Raw genomic sequence first — 14726 nt, 5'->3', positions numbered from 1 at the left:
TTTTTTTTGGGTAAGGCTTGAATGTATATAAGTCAAAACGATTCAGGCGAGGCCGCGAAAGCCTGTCATGAAAAGTTATGATTACGATGGGGTCGTGCTGCAAGCTATGCCTGACTCTGCTCAGTGCCGAGAATGGCGACAATCTCCATAGCAGCAGCTTCATCGGTAACGAGCACATCGTTATGTCCGAATCTCATAATCGCCGCGATGGCTTCGCCCTTGCTCTTGCCGCCTGCCACGCCGATTACAACTTCAGTCTTCACAATATCCTCGAGTCTAAGTCCTACGGTTTGCATTTTGTGAACGACCTGGCCGTTCCGGTCGAAGTAGAAGCCGAATGCCTCCGCTAATGCTCCGTCCTGCCTCATCGCCTCTATGACTTCCGAATCCAGCTTCCGTCTGCGCGCCATGACCATCGCATCCCCAATGCCGTGAACGACTATGCGTGCGCTGCGAATCACGTCGACAATCTCTCGAATGTTCGGTTCTTGCATAATGGAAGCATACGCTTCGTCTCCCAGATGGTCTGGCACATGCAGCATGCGATAGCCTGCTCCTGTCCGCTTCGCCATCGTTGAGGCAATCGTATTCGCTTGGTAATCCAAGCTCTCTCCGAGTCCGCCTCTGGCTGGAACGAACAAGTTGCCCTTAAGCGGTGTCGGTGTCGTGAGGAAGCTCGCCACATTCGAGATGGTTGAGCCGCCCGTTACGGCGACGACATCATCACGCTCCATCACTCGCCGAAGCACCTGGCAGCCTACTCTTCCAAGCTCACGCTTCACTTGCGGTGATCCATCTGAATCGCCAGCTACGATGATGACCTGCGTCAGTCCGAATGCTTCACGAATCTGTTCCTCCATATCGGACAGGCCGAACAGGGACTTGAAGACCGGCTCCATCTCAGCAATGAGCTGTCTGCCTGCTTCACTGATTCGCATGCCTGCCGTATGAATCTCCAGCAGACCTTGTGACTTCAGGAAGTCCGTCTCCGCACGCAGTACGCGTTCGGTTAACCCGAGCGAGGCGGCGAGCGACCGGCGACCCACGAGGTCGGACAGCATAATCTGATGCAGGATGAAGTATCTTCTTCTCATCTCACTTAGGAGATCTGGCACCAGCTGCTGCTGAAGTTCAATGATATCGCGCATCTCTACCTACTCACTCCATTGTCTCCATGCCATGGCCATATGAGCCGTTATAGCGGTTGGACTATTAATGTCCCGCGGTAACTGTTTTAGTCCCACCTCTATTGTAGCGAATTCCTTATGAGCTGACAAGGTGTGATGTTCGGATGAAAACGATTACTGTCACCATTTTCACAATTTTAATTTTTGATATGGACTTGCTTTTACTTTGGCAATCCCATATAATAACCCTTGCTATCGTTTTTACATGCGCCCGTGGTCCAATGGATATGACGTAGGCCTCCGGAGCCTGAGATCTAGGTTCGATTCCTAGCGGGCGCGCCATTACTCTCAACAATCAACTATTATTAACGATACGAAGCGGCCCTATTCAAGGGCCGCTTCTGTTTTTTTAACCTTGGTTTGACTATCTTTGACTTTTATTCGAGCATCCGTTATGATGAGATTACGCTTAAGCCAATTCGCTTTATTTTTAAGGAGGGGACTGAAGTTGGATATGAATTTCGTACCTATGGTTATTGAACAGAACAATCGGGGAGAACGCGCCTACGACATTTACTCACGTCTATTGAAGGATCGTATTATTTTCTTAGGAACAGGGGTTAATGACGTCGTTGCCAACTCGATTATTGCGCAGATGCTATTCCTCGCTGCCGATGATCCGGAGAAGGATATCTCGCTCTATATTAACAGCCCGGGCGGCTCCATCACTGCTGGGATGGCCATCTATGACACGATGCAGTTCATTAAGCCGGACGTCTCCACAATCTGCGTAGGTATGGCTGCTTCAATGGGCGCCTTCCTGCTGACAGCAGGAGCGAAGGGCAAGCGTTATGCGCTGCCGAACAGCGAAGTGATGATTCACCAGCCGCTCGGAGGAGCCGAAGGGCAAGCTAGCGACATCGAGATTCGCGCTCGCCGCATCCTGAAGATGCGTGACAAGCTGAACGGCATTCTAGCCGACCGCTCCGGTCAACCGCTCAGCCGTATCGAGAAGGATACGGACCGCGACTACTTCATGAGCGCAGAGGAAGCTAGAGAGTATGGACTCGTTGACAAGGTGATCGAGAAGATCTAACAACCTGCTGATATAGGAAGACACCGAAGCACCGCCCACATCGGGACGAACGCTTCGGTGTCTTTTTTTGTCGCTGCTATGTCTGCTATAGAATGCCAAAAAGCTCCCTTAGGGAGCCCCGCTCATACGAATTATTGATTCTCGAGTTCTTCCTTGCTGACCAGGTTGACTAAAGCGGTTACAGCCTGTTCTGCGTCCGAACCTTCCGCACTAATGAAAACCTCGGTACCGGAACTAATCGCCAAGCTCATAATTCCCATAATCGATTTGGCATTCACTTTCTTGTCGTCTTTCTCGACGAACACTTCGGAAGAGAATTTGTTCGCTTCTTGTACAAATAGCGCTGCCGGCCTTGCATGAAGACCTGTCTTCAGTCGAACGACAACCGGATGCCTTGTCATGGAAACCATACCCCCTATATAATAATCAAACATGAAATTGCGGCAGTTGTAAGTCAGGTTAGTCCCCTATGGCGGCGCTATCTCATGGAAACGTGCACACAAAAGGCTGACACTATTATATCATTATACCACTGTAAGCACTAGGATAAAAGCTAGCTGCCTCGTATTTTTTCCGCTAGCTCATCGATCTTGCGCAGCCTGTGGTTCACGCCGGACTTGCTCACAACACCCTTCAGCATCTCTCCGACTTCCTTCAGATTCAGGTCGGGATGTTGAAGCCTGATCTCCGCTACTTCCCTCAGCTTATCCGGAAGATTATGAAGACCTACTGCCTTCTCAAGCAGCTTAATATTATCAATCTGTCTAACCGCTGCCCCAATCGTCTTGTTCAGGTTCGCCGTCTCACAATTCACAATACGATTAACGGAATTGCGCATATCCCTCATAATTCGGACATCCTCGAACTTGAACAGCGCCTGATGCGCACCAATAATATTGAGCAGCTCAATGATCTTCTCGCCTTCCTTGATGTAGAAGATGAAGCCCTTCTTCCGCTCAATACATCTGGCGTTCAGGCTGAACTTATTCGCAAGGTCAACGAGTGCGGAGCATTGCTCCTCATACATGACCGCAATCTCCAGGTGATAGGACGAACCCTCCGGGTTGTTCACTGACCCGCCGGCGAGGAACGCGCCGCGCAAGTAGGAACGCTTGCAGCAGGACTTGCGAATCATGTCCTTGTCGATGCCCTGGCCCATGATGAAGCCTTCGGACACGATACGAAGGTCGCTTAATATTTCCTGAACTCGGCTTGGAATTCGAACGATGTACACATTGTTCTTTTTTAGACGCATTTTTTTGCGGACGAGCAGCTCGGTATGCACTTCGAAGTGCTTCTTCACGAGGGAATAGATTCGTCTTGCAATTGCGGCATTCTCCGTTGAGATGTCCAGAATGACCTTGCGGCTCGAGAGATTAATGGAACCGTTCATCCGAATGAGTGCCGACAGCTCTGCCCTCTCGCAGCAAGCGTCTGCTTCCACCATCGTAAGTTCCTTCTTGGTCTGTGCCGCAAATGACATGTCTCTTCACCTCTTCCTTAACATCCAATTCTCCACTAGCTTGTAGATATGATGGCTGAGACGCTCCGCGTCATGACGCAGGAACGTGCGGAACAGCACCAGCTTATCCGCGATGACCTCATACCCTCGGTTCTTCACTTCCTCCAGATCCAGATGGACCGCCTTCGACCCCAGCTCCGCATACTTACTCTCCACTTGAGGTGGAATCTCTCCGTCATTGACGATGACGTAGTCGAATAGATGGTGACCGATATGCGCGTGCACCGCATCGAGATGGTTGCTGACTGTATAGTTATCCGTCTCCCCGGGCTGGGTCATGACATTGCACACGAACAGCTTCACCGCATCGGAATCCACGATCGCCTGCGCCAGCTTCGGCACGAGCAGATTAGGAATGATGCTCGTATAGAGGCTGCCAGGGCCGATGAGAATCGCATCCGCCTCCTCGATGGCCTCGATGGCCTCGGGAAGCGGCACAACGTCCTCAGGTTCAATGAATACGCGCTTAATCGGCTGCCCTGCAAGCGGAATGGACGATTCGCCGGTCACGATCGTGCCGTCCGCCATCTCCGCCTTCAGCACAATCGCTTGACCGGCAGCCGGAAGCACACGCCCCCTTACAGCCAGTACGCGTCCCAGCTCACGTATACCTGTGACGAAGTCACCGGATATGTCCGTCATAGCAGCCAGCATGAGATTGCCCAGACTATGGCCGGCAAGTCCTGTGCCGTTCGTGAAGCGATACTGCAGCACCTCTGTTAAGAGAGGTTCGACATCAGCAAGCGCCATGAGGACGTTGCGGATGTCGCCGGGTGGAGGAATCTGTAATTCATTGCGAAGGACGCCGGAGCTGCCGCCGTCATCAGCTACGGTGACGATCGCCGTAATGTCGAGCGGCTTCTCCTTAAGTCCTCTTAGCATGACGGACAGCCCCGTCCCGCCGCCAATGACGACGATCTTGGGGCGCCTCATGACCTTCTGCCTGCTCTGCATCCATTCACCCCATCAGTGCTTGTCACGGTCGGCATCTCGATGACTGACGCGGACGCGCTCCGTGTCACTGCTGCCGAGCATGCGGCCCAAATATTCTGCAATGGCAACGGAACGGTGCTTCCCTCCCGTACAGCCAATCCCAACAACGACCTGGCTCTTGCCTTCCTTATGATAGAGAGGAATGAGGAATTGCAGCATATCGAGCAGCTTGGTGAGGAAGGCCTGAGTGTCCGGCCACTTCATCACATATTCATAGACCTCGGGATTCTGGCCGGTATTCGGACGCAGATGCTCCACATAATGAGGATTCGGCAGGAATCGCACATCATAGATGAGATCAGCATCAATCGGGATTCCATACTTGAAGCCGAAGGACGTCACATTCACCGACATGCCATTCTGCTCCAGATTCGTGAACCTCGAGATGATTCTCTCCTTCAGATGAAGCGGCTTAAGATTCGTCGTATCAATGACTTGGGAAGCGGAGCCCTTCAGATCCTCCAGCATGCGGCGTTCCATCCGGATGCCTTCGAGCGGCATGCCGTCTGGCGCCAGCGGATGTCTCCTCCGGCTCTCCTTGTACCGCTGCACCAGAATCTCATCGGTAGCATCGAGGAACAGAATCTCACAGGAGATCGTGTAGTGATCCTTAATGAAGCTCAAGGATTCCGACAAGGCCGTGAAGAACTCACGGCCGCGCAGATCAATGACCAGGGCAACCTTGCCGATCTTGCCATTAGACTGCTCAATTAACTCAGCGAACTTGGGAATAAGGACCGGCGGCAAGTTATCGACGCAGAAGAAGCCCAGATCCTCCAGACTCTGCACAGCAATCGTCTTGCCCGCGCCTGACATTCCGGTGATTATAACAAGCTTCGCTACCTTAACGCTCGTATCCATCTGATTCACCTCGCACCTCGCTCACTCTATGAACGCAGCAACAGACCAGCCGCACCTACAACACCAGCATTATTGCCAAGCGTAGCCGGAAGAATCTTCACATTCTCCTTCGCTTGGTCTTGCGTATACTTCTCGAACACTTCGCGAATCTGTGCGAAGAGGAACTCTCCTGCCTTCGCTACTCCGCCGCCGATAATGTAGCACTCCGGGTTAAGCACGACAGACAAGGTAGCCATGGACTTGCCCAAGTAGAATGCCGCCCGATTCACGATACGGGAAGCTACTTCATCTCCAGCCTTAGCTGCATCTAGTACATCCTTAGCCATTATATTCGGGACGAGTGACAGCGATGTCCGGTCTCCGCGCTCTACCGCATCCTTCGCCATGCGAATGATGCCTGTAGCGGAGGATACCGTCTCCAGGCAGCCCATCTTGCCGCAGCCGCACTGAATCGCTTCAAGGTCAGGCACGATTGCAATATGACCGAGCTCTCCAGCCATCCCTGCGTAACCTTCGTAGATCTTGCCATGTATAATAATGCCGCCGCCGACACCCGTCCCGAGCGTATAGCAGACACAGTTAGGAATCCCCTTGCCCGCTCCAGCCCAAGCTTCGCCAAGCGCCGCCACGTTCGCATCGTTGTTCACAAGCACTCGCTTGCCCAGCACTTGCTCCAGATAAGCCTTCAAGTTCACGTTCTCAATCTTAAGGTTAGGCGCGAACTTAATGATGCCGTTCGGAATATCCAGGAATCCGGCAATACCAACGCCAACCCCGTCTACCTGCTCCCATTCATAGGAAGACTCTTCTACGATCTGCTGAGCGTACTTGGCTATGTTCTGTAGAATCGTATCCGTACCCTTGCTTGTCTCCGTAGGTCCTTCGAACGTATGGAGCAGATCTCCGTCTGCGTTGCATATCCCGACCTTAATGGCGGTTCCGCCGACATCGACCCCAACGTAAATCTTATCAGACATCACTAGTCCACCTCTAATTAAATAGTAATAGAGCATCGTATCCTTCTCACTATAAGCCAACGGTACATTGAGGTCAAGAAGAGAGACTGAGCCAGGCGTATCATGGGTACAAAAAAAGCCATACCCATCAGCAAGCAGCCTGACAGGTACGGCTCATCATTCCTAGAGGAGCGCTGGCATACATGCGCTCCTTAATTGATCACACACGTGGCTCTCCAAGGTGATATCATGGAGCGTTACAGTGTTACAGCGTCTGGCTCCAGTCATGCGTAATGCTGCCTTCAAGGAACCGCTCGCAGTCGAGCGCAGCCATGCACCCGCTGCCCGCAGCAGTAATCGCTTGACGATACTTATTATCCTGGACGTCTCCACATGCGAATACGCCTGGGATGTTCGTCTCGGAAGTGCCCGGCTTCACCTGAATATAGCCATGATCATCGGTATCAATCTGACCGCCGAGGAACTTCGTGTTCGGCGTGTGGCCGATGGCAACGAAGATGCCGCTCGTCTCGATGACTTCCTCTTCGCCGGTCTCATTGTTCTTGACCTTCAGACCGGTTACGCCCATCGGGCCGGCTACCACCTCAACAGGAGTACGATTCAGGCTCCACTTCACCTTCTCATTCTCTCTGGCGCGATCCTGCATAATCTTCGAAGCCCGCAGCTCCGTACGGCGGTTCACCAGCTCAACCTCAGTCGCGAAGCGCGTCAGGAAGCCCGCTTCCTCCATCGCAGAGTCTCCGCCTCCAATGACGATAATCTTCTTCCCGCGGAAGAAGAACCCGTCACAGGTGGCACAAGTGGAGACGCCGCGGCCTACGTTATCCTTCTCACCTGGAATTCCGAGATACTTGGCGGATGCTCCTGTAGAGATAATGACGGATTCGGCAATCAGCTCGCCTTGACCCTCCACCTGAAGCTTGAACGGGCGCTGCGACAGATCCACGCTATTCACCCAGCCTGTGCGGAATTCCGCGCCGAAGCGCTCGGCTTGCTTCCGCATGTTCGCCATGAGGTCAGGTCCCATGATCCCTTCCGGGAATCCAGGGAAGTTCTCGACCTCTGTCGTTGTCGTGAGCTGTCCTCCCGGCTCCGGTCCTTCAATAATAAGCGGGCTCATATTCGCACGCGCCAGATAGATCGCTGCCGTTAGTCCGGCAGGGCCGGTACCGATAATAATGGATTTGTACATGGGATAGCCTCCTTCAATTAGTCCTCTATAGTGGTGTCTCCGCCGCTGAATACGGTAGAGATCGACTTCATCTTCTCTCGAATGCCGCATATCTCGTCGATTCGCTTCGCATTCTTGCTGACTGTTGCGATAGATGTTCCATACCGCTGCGCCACCTCATGATAGGAGATCTCTCTGCGATGCATCTTCGCCGTCAGATATTCCAGCGCTGCTGCCCAGCCTTCCACGCGAGTCAGCTTCGGTGTGTCCGGATAGACTCTAGTGAGGAACTCTACCCACAGCGTCATCAGATCATGCTGCTGCACGAGATCATAGGTCTTGTTCATGCGAACGAGTGCGGCCTCCACTACTTCCTGCCACTTCGGATCCCACTCCGGCAGCCGAGAGGGAACCCGATTCGCTTCAATGATCGTCTGCTCCCCCTCGAGTCTCGCCTCAAGCGACTCTTGTACGCCAATGGTCCGCAGGACGAAGATCGCGATCCGCTTCAAGTAATCATCTTCGCCTTCTTCGAGGAGGAACGCCTTCAAGGCATCCTTCACTTCTCCGTCCGCTATCATGCCAAGTGCTTGAATAACCTGCAGCTTCGTCTTGTCATCGCCATGCCGGAGTGCCCAGAAGAAGGAGGACCGCACGAGCGGGTCCCGCTTCAGATGGTCAGGGAACCCGTCTGCCTGCTTCTCCCACAGCTTGAACTGCTCTTCGAACGGCAGATGGTAATGATAGCTGACCGGCCCGGTGCTGAGCCCCTTCTTCACCTGCTCCATCTGATCGAGATAGTAGCTTGCAATGCCTGAGCCCGTATCCAGCTTGCCTGCAACCTTCCACAGACGGTCCGCCTCTGCATACCGGCCAATGTTGCACGCCGCTACCGCAGCATAATGATAGAGGGATGGGTCCTCCTGCTCCGCTTCCTTCAAGAGGCGGATGAAGTGCCGGTGTGCTGCCTCATGCTCCCCTAGGATACCCATTGTCGTTGCCAGCTTAAACACATGCTCTTGGTGAAAAGGAACCGTCTTGCGCAACAGCTCCACAAGCGGCTTCAGCGATTCCTCATCCTGATTGTGCTGATAGAAGATCGCCAGATTGCACAGCGCATGCAGATTGCCTTCCTCCAGCTTCAGCACATCTTCAATCGTCTCCATCGCCCGATCGAACAGCCCCATATAATAATAGGCTAATGCTAGATTATTGCGTGCGGCAAGGAAGTCCGGCTGCGATGCGACAATCTCTTCGAGAATGCGTACCGCCTCCGTGAACTTCCCTTCCTCCAGCAGTGAACGCGCCTTGTCATGCTGCGCCATTCCTTCGCGGGACTTAATATTGGTATAAGGAGTCGGACGTTCCAACTCATAATGAAGCAGATCCATCATCTCTTCGGCTTCGCCTAAGAACTGTCCGTCCGGGTCTTCCTCTAGATATCGAATAAGCGAGTGCTCAGCGCTCTCGTATTGTTCTAAGTTCGCATAATTGTTAGCCATATAGAAGTGGCATTCCGTCATCATCGGGTCAAGCTCCTCGATAATATAACGAAGAATTCCATTAGAATCCTCGTAGGAGCCCATCTCAGAGAGGATGCCAGCCATATTGCAATGGTTGACTGGATTGTCCGGTTCATATTCAACGGCGCGACGGAAATACTTCAGTGCCTTGTCGTAATGATATCGATCCAGTGACTGAACTGCGCGCTCGAAGAAGAACGTGGCATCCCACTCTATAGGAATAATCTTAGCTCTCTGTTCTATTACAGCACGCTTCTTACCTTTCACCTACAAGGCACCTCCCCATTGCTCCCATTGCTGCTTCATGAATATTCTCCCGATTATACCACAGCACGGCCTATCCTAACACGCCTGCTTGAATCCACAACGTTCCATCTACGGTCGCCGTCCTCTGGCGTTATGAGCTCTTATCGCGATGAAAATCGCGGGAGTCATATGCGACGCCCGCGATTCTCACAAGGTTATGCTATACAGCTGAGGCAGCAGTCTTGCCTACATTCCAGCATTCTTGAACAGGGTGGAGATCGATCCGCCCTCAATAATAATTCGTGTCGCATCCGCAAGCAGCGGGGCGACCGACAGTACCGTGAACCGCTCCGGACGAATATCCGGCAGCAGAATGGAATCTGTCACGACAACTTCCTTAATATTAGGATGGTCTAAGCGCTCAATGGCTGTACCTGAGAATAGAGGATGGGTCGCGCAGACGTATACGTCTTCCGCTCCGCGCTCCTTCAGTCCCTCTACAACGTTGACAATGGTCGTCCCCGTGTCGATGAGATCCTCGATAATAATCGGCGTCTGTCCCTCTACGTCCCCGATGACGTGAGTGATGACGGACTCATTGTGAGCCGGACGCTTCTTGATCATAATCGCGAATGGAGAGTCGAGATAGTTAGCCAGCTTCTCAGCGGTGGATGCGCGTCCTGCATCCGGCGATACGACGACCGGATTCTTAATATTCTTCGTCTTCAAGTAATCGCTGATCAGGTCAAGCGCAGTCATATGATCGACCGGAATGTTGAAGAAGCCTTGAATCGCAGGGGCGTGCAGATCAATGGTAATGACCCGATTCGCGCCGACGGTCGTCAGGACGTCCGCCAGCATTTTTGCGGAGATCGGCTCCCGTGGTGCCGCCTTGCGTTCCTGACGCGCGTACCCGTAATAAGGCATAATAATATTAACCGTCTTAGCGGAAGCGCGCTTAGCCGCATCAATCATGACCAGCAATTCGACGAAGTGCTCGTTGATCGGATGCGAGAACGATTGAACGAGAAATACGTCACAATTCCGAATCGTCTCTTCATAGTGAACGTAGATTTCACCGCTCTTGAAGCGGGACATCTTAATGGAGCCGAGTGTAAGTCCAAGCTCTGCGCTGATCTTCTCAGCTAAGATAGGATTGGACGAACCCGAAAAAATACGCAACTTGTCGCTTAACATGATACCCTCCTGAGCGTTAGAACCACTTAATGTTGAATCATTATACCTAGTTGATGCTTGTTCCTACTTCCTATTATACATTGATTCTACAATAATTCAAAAATCAATCATTGTTAATTGTCGATTCTTGAAAGTAGCAAGCTTCGAAATTCCGACATCAGAGAGCAGACTTCGAGCCTCATCCAGATATTGGCCGAGCCGTTCGGGCAGATGGGCATCGGATCCAATTGTGATAGGAATGCTGAGGTCTCTGGCGTATTCAATCATTCTTCTGCTCGGGAACATCTCCGCTGCAGGGGTTCTAAGACCAGACGCATTGAGCTCGATCGCCATTCCGTGCCGCTTAACCGCCTCCAGAGCCGCATTCTCCAGATGGGTGACATCACCGTCCGGTGCGTAGCCGAACCGCTTGATGACATCAATATGCCCGATGTAGCTGTAGAAGCCGGTCGCCGCTGCCTTCTGAACCGCGTCATAGTACTGCTCGTAGACCGCCATCCGGTCGCGTCCGTCCCACTCATGCGTCTGCCGGAAGTCGGTGACATCCCAAGTGCCCAGGAAGTGAACAGAGCCAATAACATAATCCCACGGATAAGCTTCGATGATACGCTCGATTGCTTCTTCATGACCTTCTATATAATCGCCTTCCAGGCCGATTCTTATATCAATCTGATCCTTATATTGCTCACGAAGGTGAAGGCACTCCTCCACATATCTCGGCAGCTCATCCATCGGCATAGCCATCTCCGGATAATAGGAAGCAGGATCTACATGCAGGAGAGGCATATGATCAGATAGGCCGAGCTGCTTAAGACCAATCTCGATCCCCCTCTTCACATAATCCTCCAGCGAGCCTGATGCGTGACCGCAGCGGGCATGGTGAGTATGGTAATCGATTAGCATGGACATACCGGCCTCTCTGTAGGTAATCATATAGGTGCATCATCACAAGGCAGCGCTTATCACTTAGAATGCGCAACAGCACAGCGTCTATTGTCAGCCGCTGTGCGTGTGGTTAGCATGATATTAGCGCATCTTGTTCGTCGTCGGCTTGCCATGGCGGCCGCCAAGCTCACGGAGCACATCATCGAGCGGCAAGCCGCGTTCGCGCATGAGCACCATGAGGTGGAAGAGGAGGTCGCTCGCTTCGGAGCGAAGCTCGTCGTTATCCTGATTCTTGGCAGCGATAATGACTTCCGATGCTTCCTCGCCTACCTTCTTCAAGATCTTATCGACACCCTTCTCGAAGAGGTAGGTCGTATAGGAGCCTTCCGGACGCTCCGCATATCGCTCTGCAATGACGGTCTCCAGAGTGCCTAGTACGGAGTAGCGGTCGGACTGAGACGGAGATACCTGAGACTGAGATTCATGACTGGCACCTTCGCCCGTCGCAGAGGAATCTGACTCACTCTTAGGCAATGTCCCTGCTGCGCCCTCCACCTGAATGGGATGGAAGAAGCAGCTGTAGCGACCGGTATGACAGGCGGGACCTTGCTGCTCGACCTTCACGAGCAGCGTATCGCCGTCGCAATCATAGCTCATGCTGCGAATGCGCTGTGTATGGCCGCTCGTTGCGCCCTTGTGCCACAGCTCGCTGCGCGAGCGGCTCCAGAACCAGGTGTCGCCGGACTCGATGGACAGCCTTAGGGACTCTTCATTCATATACGCCATCATGAGGACTTCCTTGGATACCGCATCTTGGACGATGGCAGGAACGAGTCCGTTGCTGTCCCACTTAATCTTCGCTGCAAGCTGTGCTAGCTGCTCTAAGTTGCTCATCTTACTTCGACTCCCCTTCGCCTCAGGTCGTCCTTGACTTCCCGAATCGTCATCTCTTTGTAATGGAAGATTGTAGCCGCAAGTGCAGCATCCGCCTGACCCTGCTCGAATATCTCGCTGAAGTGCTCCACTCTTCCTGCTCCGCCCGAGGCGATAACCGGAATGGAGATGGAGCTCGACACGGCCTGTGTCAACGATACATCGAAGCCATCCTTCGTGCCGTCTGCATCCATCGAGGTCAGCAGAATCTCGCCCGCTCCCAGTCTGGCCACTTCACGAGCCCATTCGAGGGTCTTAATGCCGGTCGATTGCCGTCCGCCGTGCGTGTACACTTCCCACTCGCCCCATTCGGGATTGAACTTCGCATCAATCGCGACTACGATACATTGGGACCCGAACTTGCGCGCGCCCTCCTGCACGAGGGAAGGGTTCTTCACCGCTGCAGTATTGATGCCTATCTTATCAGCACCTGCACGAAGCAGCCGCTTCATATCATCCACATGGGAGATTCCTCCGCCCACGGTGAAGGGAATCGTAATCTCGCCCGCTGTCCGCTTCACCACTTCGATCATGGTGGCACGGCCTTCTACGGAAGCAGAGATGTCGAGGAAGACCAGCTCGTCTGCGCCTTCTTGATCATACGTCGCAGCCAGCTCCACGGGATCGCCTGCATCGCGCAGGTTGACGAAGTTGACGCCCTTCACGACCCGGCCGTCCTTCACGTCGAGACAGGGAATGATTCTTTTGGCAAGCATAGCGCTCGTTCCTCCTTGCTATATGGGTATCTAATCTTACGATAGCTGCTTGATCGCATCCTTCAGCACGATGCTGCCGGTGTACAGCGCCTTGCCTACGATGGCTCCAGCTACGCCGTCCTTGCGGTACTCCGCGAGGTTCGTCAGATCCTGCATCACACTTACTCCGCCGGATGCGATGACTTCCTTGCCGGATACCTTCGCCAGCTGCACGATAGCATCGATGTTCGGACCCTTCATCATGCCGTCACGCGAGATATCAGTGAAGATGAACGTGGACGCGCCTTGAGCCGCTAATTCAACTGCCAGCTCCTCAGCCTTCACCTCGGAAGTCTCCAGCCAGCCGCGAGTAGCGACATAGCCGTTCCGGGCATCGATACCAATCGCTACCTTGTCGCCATACTCACCAAGTACTTGGCGTACGAATTCACGATCTTCAATCGCTGCTGTTCCAAGAATGACCCGGGATACGCCGAGGCTGATCAGATGCTTCACATCCTCCAGCTTGCGCAGTCCTCCGCCTACTTGCACAGGAACGCTCACGCTGCGAGCGATCTCGCCAATGACCGCATCATTGACCGGCTGGCCTGCCTTGGCTCCGTCTAGGTCGACCAAGTGTATCCACGCTCCGCCTTGGGCTTCCCAGTCCTTCGCTGCTGCGAGCGGACTCTCATTGTATACCGTCTCTTGATTATAATCGCCTTGAATGAGGCGCACACACTTGCCGCCGCGAATATCGATCGCGGGATATATCGTGAAGTTAGACATCGAATTAAGCCTCCAGGAATCTATAGTATTAGTACGAATAGGAGTTGTATAAGCTTAGGGCAAGGAACCTCCGAAGGAGGAACCTCCATAAGCTATTGCTTCCGCATACGAGTCAGGTTCAGGAAGTTGCCCAGCAGCTGCATGCCAAGGTCCCCGCTCTTCTCCGGGTGGAACTGCATGCCGTACACATTACCTCTGCCGACGATTGCTGTTACTTGCCCGTTGTAGTCGGTCGTAGCGAGCAGATCGGAGCTCTGCTCCGGCTTCGCATGGTAGGAGTGGACGAAGTACACATGCCCTTCCTCCAGACCGCTGAAGATCGGCGATGCCGCCTGCTCTACCCTCAGCTTGTTCCAGCCCATGTGAGGCACCTTGAAGTCTCCCTGGAAGCGGACAACCTTGCCTTCCAGCAAGCTCAGTCCCTCATGGCGGCCATGCTCCTCGCTCTCGCTGAACAGCAGCTGCATGCCGAGACAGATGCCCAGCAAGGGCTTGCCGGAGGCCGCATACGCCTTCGTCACCTCATCCAGCTCTGTCTGACGCAGATTGTCCATCGCATCGCCGAATGCCCCGACCCCCGGCAGGATCGCTCCATCCGCTTCGAGAATCACACGCGGATCATCCGTCACGACCGCTTCGCAGCCGAGCCGTTCAACCGCCTTGCTCACGCTGTGAAGATTGCCCATGCCATAGTCAATAATGGCTATCATG

Annotated in this window: 15 protein-coding genes and 1 tRNA gene; 2 read left to right on the top strand and 14 right to left on the bottom strand. The window is 53.3% G+C overall.

Annotation, left to right across the window (positions count from 1 at the left end):
- Positions 1-104 precede the first annotated feature (104 nt).
- A complete protein-coding gene (locus ACFO9Q_RS02795) occupies positions 105-1148 on the bottom strand; it encodes a sugar-binding transcriptional regulator (protein WP_379178453.1) in 1044 nt (347 codons plus the stop codon).
- Positions 1149-1394: 246 nt separating this feature from the next.
- On the opposite strand from ACFO9Q_RS02795, the gene ACFO9Q_RS02790 reads away from it, so the two are divergent.
- Both ACFO9Q_RS02790 and clpP read left to right on the top strand, forming a co-directional pair.
- A tRNA-Arg gene (locus ACFO9Q_RS02790) sits at positions 1395-1469 on the top strand.
- Positions 1470-1641: 172 nt separating this feature from the next.
- Positions 1642-2223: an ATP-dependent Clp endopeptidase proteolytic subunit ClpP gene (gene clpP / locus ACFO9Q_RS02785; protein WP_379179150.1), complete on the top strand. Its 582-nt coding sequence runs from the start codon at positions 1642-1644 to the stop codon at positions 2221-2223.
- A 131-nt stretch (positions 2224-2354) separates the two neighbouring features.
- Here clpP and ACFO9Q_RS02780 read toward each other — a convergent pair whose 3' ends face one another.
- The 13 genes from ACFO9Q_RS02780 to hisH form a co-directional block, all read right to left on the bottom strand.
- Positions 2355-2624 (bottom strand): HPr family phosphocarrier protein, encoded by a 270-nt coding sequence (locus ACFO9Q_RS02780; protein WP_379178451.1) that lies wholly within the window; start codon positions 2622-2624, stop codon positions 2355-2357.
- A 152-nt stretch (positions 2625-2776) separates the two neighbouring features.
- Positions 2777-3706, bottom strand: a complete 930-nt coding sequence (whiA, locus tag ACFO9Q_RS02775) for a DNA-binding protein WhiA (protein ID WP_379178449.1) — start codon at positions 3704-3706, stop codon at positions 2777-2779.
- 6 nt (positions 3707-3712) lie between these two features.
- The gene (locus ACFO9Q_RS02770; RefSeq protein ID WP_379178447.1) at positions 3713-4678 is read right to left on the bottom strand and encodes a gluconeogenesis factor YvcK family protein; all 966 of its coding nucleotides are present in this window, start codon (positions 4676-4678) and stop codon (positions 3713-3715) included.
- Positions 4679-4711: 33 nt separating this feature from the next.
- Positions 4712-5599 carry an RNase adapter RapZ gene (rapZ, locus tag ACFO9Q_RS02765; RefSeq protein WP_379178445.1) on the bottom strand — a complete coding sequence of 296 codons (888 nt, stop codon included), beginning with the start codon at positions 5597-5599 and terminating at the stop codon, positions 4712-4714.
- A 26-nt stretch (positions 5600-5625) separates the two neighbouring features.
- Positions 5626-6576 carry an ROK family glucokinase gene (locus ACFO9Q_RS02760; RefSeq protein WP_379178443.1) on the bottom strand — a complete coding sequence of 317 codons (951 nt, stop codon included), beginning with the start codon at positions 6574-6576 and terminating at the stop codon, positions 5626-5628.
- A 244-nt stretch (positions 6577-6820) separates the two neighbouring features.
- On the bottom strand, positions 6821-7768 hold the full coding sequence (trxB, locus tag ACFO9Q_RS02755; RefSeq protein WP_379178441.1) for a thioredoxin-disulfide reductase: 948 nt from the start codon (positions 7766-7768) through the stop codon (positions 6821-6823).
- A 17-nt stretch (positions 7769-7785) separates the two neighbouring features.
- Positions 7786-9537, bottom strand: coding sequence for a tetratricopeptide repeat protein (locus ACFO9Q_RS02750; RefSeq protein ID WP_379178439.1), 1752 nt, complete (start codon positions 9535-9537; stop codon positions 7786-7788).
- Positions 9538-9762: 225 nt separating this feature from the next.
- Positions 9763-10713, bottom strand: coding sequence for a ribose-phosphate diphosphokinase (locus ACFO9Q_RS02745; protein WP_379178437.1), 951 nt, complete (start codon positions 10711-10713; stop codon positions 9763-9765).
- A gap of 96 nt (positions 10714-10809) precedes the next feature.
- Positions 10810-11616, bottom strand: a complete 807-nt coding sequence (hisJ, locus tag ACFO9Q_RS02740) for a histidinol-phosphatase HisJ (RefSeq protein WP_379179148.1) — start codon at positions 11614-11616, stop codon at positions 10810-10812.
- Positions 11617-11739: 123 nt separating this feature from the next.
- Positions 11740-12492, bottom strand: a complete 753-nt coding sequence (gene hisIE, locus ACFO9Q_RS02735; protein WP_379178435.1) for a bifunctional phosphoribosyl-AMP cyclohydrolase/phosphoribosyl-ATP diphosphatase HisIE — start codon at positions 12490-12492, stop codon at positions 11740-11742.
- Complete coding sequence (hisF, locus tag ACFO9Q_RS02730) at positions 12489-13247, bottom strand: imidazole glycerol phosphate synthase subunit HisF (RefSeq protein WP_379178433.1); 759 nt, start codon at positions 13245-13247, stop codon at positions 12489-12491. Before hisF ends, hisIE begins: the two co-directional genes overlap by 4 nt.
- Positions 13248-13283: 36 nt before the next feature.
- Positions 13284-14015, bottom strand: coding sequence for a 1-(5-phosphoribosyl)-5-[(5-phosphoribosylamino)methylideneamino]imidazole-4-carboxamide isomerase (gene hisA / locus ACFO9Q_RS02725; RefSeq protein WP_379178431.1), 732 nt, complete (start codon positions 14013-14015; stop codon positions 13284-13286).
- Positions 14016-14107: 92 nt separating this feature from the next.
- A complete protein-coding gene (gene hisH, locus ACFO9Q_RS02720; RefSeq protein WP_379178429.1) occupies positions 14108-14725 on the bottom strand; it encodes an imidazole glycerol phosphate synthase subunit HisH in 618 nt (205 codons plus the stop codon).
- Position 14726: the final 1 nt, after the last annotated feature.

Origin of the sequence: Paenibacillus sp. GCM10023252, from assembly GCF_042653305.1 — a bacterium.
Taxonomy (GTDB): Bacteria; Bacillota; Bacilli; order Paenibacillales; family Paenibacillaceae; genus Pristimantibacillus.
The sequence above is the reverse complement of the archived record's forward strand: the minus strand, read 5'-3'. Positions and strand labels throughout refer to the sequence as shown.